The sequence below is a fragment of the Paraburkholderia solitsugae genome (genome assembly GCF_013177695.1).
In the GTDB taxonomy this organism is placed as follows: Bacteria; Pseudomonadota; Gammaproteobacteria; order Burkholderiales; family Burkholderiaceae; genus Paraburkholderia; species Paraburkholderia solitsugae.
Genome location: NZ_WOEY01000068.1, coordinates 1 through 3861, shown reverse-complemented (window position 1 = coordinate 3861; position 3861 = coordinate 1). Strand labels below are relative to the sequence as shown.

At 63.2% G+C, this 3861-nt stretch carries 3 protein-coding genes; 2 read left to right on the top strand and 1 reads right to left on the bottom strand.

All coding sequences use genetic code 11. The features are described 5' to 3' along the window. The first annotated feature begins 498 nt into the window (after window positions 1-498). Window positions 499-1239, top strand: a complete 741-nt coding sequence (locus GNZ12_RS17980; RefSeq protein WP_074282018.1) for a response regulator — start codon at window positions 499-501, stop codon at window positions 1237-1239. Further along, window positions 1236-2507, top strand: coding sequence for an ATP-binding protein (locus tag GNZ12_RS17975; RefSeq protein WP_172312116.1), 1272 nt, complete (start codon window positions 1236-1238; stop codon window positions 2505-2507). The genes GNZ12_RS17980 and GNZ12_RS17975 overlap by 4 nt, the downstream gene beginning before the upstream one ends. Before the next feature lie 203 nt (window positions 2508-2710). On the opposite strand, the gene GNZ12_RS17970 is transcribed toward GNZ12_RS17975, so the two are convergent. Continuing rightward, on the bottom strand, window positions 2711-3637 hold the full coding sequence (locus GNZ12_RS17970; RefSeq protein WP_172312114.1) for a tyrosine-protein phosphatase: 927 nt from the start codon (window positions 3635-3637) through the stop codon (window positions 2711-2713). Window positions 3638-3861 lie beyond the last annotated feature (224 nt).

Here is a 3861-nt window from a genome sequence, read left to right as displayed (position 1 = left end):
CGCGTCGGCGCGAGCGAAGAAAAGCGGGTTGAGCTGAAATTGCTGTGAATGGTCATGATGAGCCTCGCGTGGCGCTAGGTTTCGATTTCACGCCGCCTGCCGTGGGCCCAAGGCGTTAGGCTGTTTTCGACATGCGGCGCAACGTACTGCACGACGAATCATCTCGCCGCGCACGCGGTGGCGATGCACAAAGGAACGCGCGCTTTTCGGCGGTTCTTACGATCCGTTGCGACCCATTGCCATCAGTAGCAATTGCGCGCAAATTCTTTCATCGGAGGAATTTAAGCGGTGCAAAATGACTTCCACGCCGCGCTGCACGGTGGCGACGCATAGCTAAAGCATTACCAACGCGTTGCCAAATATGGCGACCATGAAATATGCCGTGAGCCTTTGGTGACGGGCCTGACGCCCGAACCGGCAAGGACGGCGCGGCTTTGCGTAAGCATTGGTAAGAAAACAGTCGGTCGCGCGCCGCGCGCGCCAGTCTAGAATTTCGCCATGAATCCACAGGTCCTAATAGTCGACGACGACCCGGTCGTACGCGATCTGCTTTGCAAGTTTCTGCAATCGAACGGCTTCGACGCGTCGGTGCTGCACGACGGCACCCATCTGCAACGCCGGCTCGAACGTGAACGGCCGTCGGTCGTCGTGCTCGACATCATGATGCCGAACACCGACGGCTTGCGCGCGCTCACCGCCTTGCGCGCCGCCGGCGATGACATTCCGGTGATCTTCGTCACGGCGCGCGGTACGGTAGCCGACCGCATCGTCGGGCTTTCGCTCGGTGCGGACGACTATCTGACTAAACCGTTCGACCCGCGCGAACTGCTCGCGCGCATTCATACGGTGCTGCGCCGCCGTGGGCCGTCCACCACGAGTGCACCGGAAGCCCGCAAGCCGTATCGCTTCGGCCCATTCGAACTCGACTTTGCCACGCGCTCGCTGTCGCGCGACGACGCGAAGCTGCCCCTGCGCGACAGTGAGTTCGCGCTGCTAAAGATCTTTGTCAACAATCCGTACAAGGTGCTGTCGCGCGTGCTGATTCACGATCTCGTGCATCGCGACAATCTCGCCTTCCGCGACCGCAGCCTCGACGTGCCGATCTGGCGCCTGCGCCGCGTGATCGAAGACGACCCGTCCAATCCCTGCTACGTGCAGACGGTGCGTGGCAAAGGCTATGTGTTCGTGCCCGACGCCGACGGCACGCCGTTCGCCGACGAGGCTGCCTCAAGCGCATGAAAAACCCGCTGAACACGCTGTTCGGCAGAATGGCGTTGCTGTCGACGGCGGTGTTGTTCGCGATTCAGGCCGGGTGGTTCGTGCTGGTGGTGATGCAGCCGCCGCGTCACGAAATCGACGGCTTCGCGCGCGGCATTCTGCTGGTGCTGCAGGCGATCAACGGCGAGCCGATGAAGGGCGCCGCGCTCGCGCCCGCCATGCGTGTGCACCTCGTCCCCACCTGGAACATGCCGTCGAGCGTCCATCTGCACACGCCGACCATTCATCCGCTGGTCGAACTGAGCCGGCAATTGCGCGAGAACCTGCCGCCCGGCACGCAGATCGCCGTCGACGACCTGCACCCGCCGCAGTTATGGGTGCTGTTCCCCGGCAAGTCGAACTGGGTCGTCGTGCCGGTGGACGTTCCACCGCGCCCGCGCTTTCTGGTCGAATCCATCTCGATGCTGCTGGCCGCGCTGATCCTGTCGTTGTTCGCGGTCTGGCAGATGCAGCGGCCTCTATCCCGCGTGGCCGATGCAGCCCGCGCGTTCGGTTCAGGCGGCCGGCCGGAACCCGTGACCGTGCAAGGCCCGCGTGAACTGCGCGATCTGATCGGTTCCTTCAACGACATGATGCGGCGCCTGAATGAAGCCGGCGACGACCAGGCGGTGATGCTGGCCGGTGTCGCGCACGACCTGAAAGCACCGCTCACGCGGCTCAAGTTGCGCGCGAGCGTGCTGGTCGCGGACAACGAGCGGGCCGGACTGATCCGCGACGTCGACTCGTTGACCAACATCGTCCAGCAGTTTCTGGAGTTTGCCGGTCAATCAGCCGACGCGGGGCCGCCGGTCGAAGTCGACGAATTCCTGCAGGAACAGTTTTCCGCCAGCGACAGCACTGAGACGCCGCTGTTCACGCTCGATCTGCGCGGCGGTGCGTCGTTCACGCTGCCGCGCACCTTGCTCGACCGGTTGGTGACGAACCTCGTCGATAACGCGCTCGAGCACGGCTCACCACCAGTTGACATCGCCACGGCGCGCAACGACGGGCATTGGGTCATCAGCGTGCGCGATCACGGCCCGGGTATTCCTGACGACCGCATCGCCGCAGCAATGAAACCGTTCGTACGGCTCGACGCCGCACGTGGCGGCGAAGGTCATTGCGGGCTGGGTCTCGCGATTGTCGCGCGGCTCGCGCACGATCGCGGCGGACGCTGCCATGTGCGCAATCACGCGCAAGGCGGGCTGGAAGTACGGATCGAATTGCCGGTTGGGGCAGCACAAGCTTGAGGATGATCGGGAAGGGTAGAACGGCGCCGAGCGCGGGCACTTACGCGCCCTTACTGGATGGGCTTTCGTGAGGCCTGTGGCCTTATAGTCGCCCCCGGCAACCTCGATGCCGCCCTTCTCTGTCCGCCTGGTTACTTGGGGCGGACTTTTTTCGCCTGTACTTGTCTGGTGTTCCGCTCAACACCCGACGCGGCGAACGCGAGTCAGACCGCCAGACGGTCGCGCAACGTGTCGATCGTCGCCTGAGACAGGCCAAGGCCTTGTGTCAGATAGCTCGCCATCGTGCCGTAGCTCGCCTGCACCTGATCAAACCCCGCTTGCAGATAACTTTCCTGGACGTTGAACAAGGGCGACTCGACCGTTGCGACCGCATCGCCGTCCTGCGCGCGCAGCGTCCCGGTCTGCGCCGCAATCGACTCGGCGAGATAGACGTTGCTGAGCAGATAGTCCTGCGTGATGACGTCGAGCGGCACGTTGGCGATGCTGAGCAGGAGCGCCGCGACCCAGCCGGTACGATCCTTACCCGTGTTGGAATGAAACAGTTGCACGCCAGCGCCATTGGCGAGTCGCGTGAGAAGCTCGCCGTACCCGACGCGCTGGGCAGCGCCGGTGACATAGCCGCGCACCTGGGCTTCCATGAACGCCACGGCGGCGCCTGCCGTATCGAACGTTGGCGTGACGAAGTCGCTGGTACCCAGGACATCGAGTGCTTGTGATGTCGCGCCGGTCGGCAGGATATCGGCGATGCGCGCGATTTCGCCTGGCGTGCGCAGGTCGTAGACCGAGGAGATGCCGAGTTTGTCGATGGTAGCGGCGTCGGCCGCGCTGAGGCTCAGCGCATTCGCGCGATAAAAGGCGCCACGGCGCATCTGCTTGCCGTCGACGGTGGGATAGCCGGCAGCCGCACCCGCCACGTCGCGGAAGTTGCTCACCGACGCGAGGCGCGGCGTTGCCGGCTGATCAGTATCGAGATTTCCGCCTCCGCAAGCCGATAGCAGCGAACTGCTCATGCCGGAGAACAGCAGCACGCTTGCCGAGGATTTCAGGAACGCGCGGCGCGACTGATGTGCCCGCAAAGGCGTGCTCGCGGAGCGGCAGGACGGCGAGCAGGTTTTTGCGGTTGCGGGCATGAAGAGTGGCGAGCGCGAGCGTGAAGAGGATTTTCGCAGCTTGAGCACTGCGGGCGCAGTTTAACGGCGCTCAATAATTTTTGGGTTACATGGTAGTAATTAGGGATCTTCGCGGAAAAGTGTGATGGTTTTTCATGATGAAAACGTCGGAGAGCCGATCTGGGCAAGGGTTTGCGCGTCTTGATGGCCTCGCGAAATCGGGCATGATTTTGCGATGGCTACTT

Excerpts from the sequence above, each read along its gene's own strand:
- GNZ12_RS17970 (WP_172312114.1), bottom strand. The coding sequence starts at position 3,637 with ATGCCCGCAACCGCAAAAACCTGCTCGCCGTCCTGCCGCTCCGCGAGC.
- GNZ12_RS17980 (WP_074282018.1), top strand. The coding sequence starts at position 499 with ATGAATCCACAGGTCCTAATAGTCGACGACGACCCGGTCGTACGCGAT.
- GNZ12_RS17975 (WP_172312116.1), top strand. The coding sequence starts at position 1,236 with ATGAAAAACCCGCTGAACACGCTGTTCGGCAGAATGGCGTTGCTGTCG.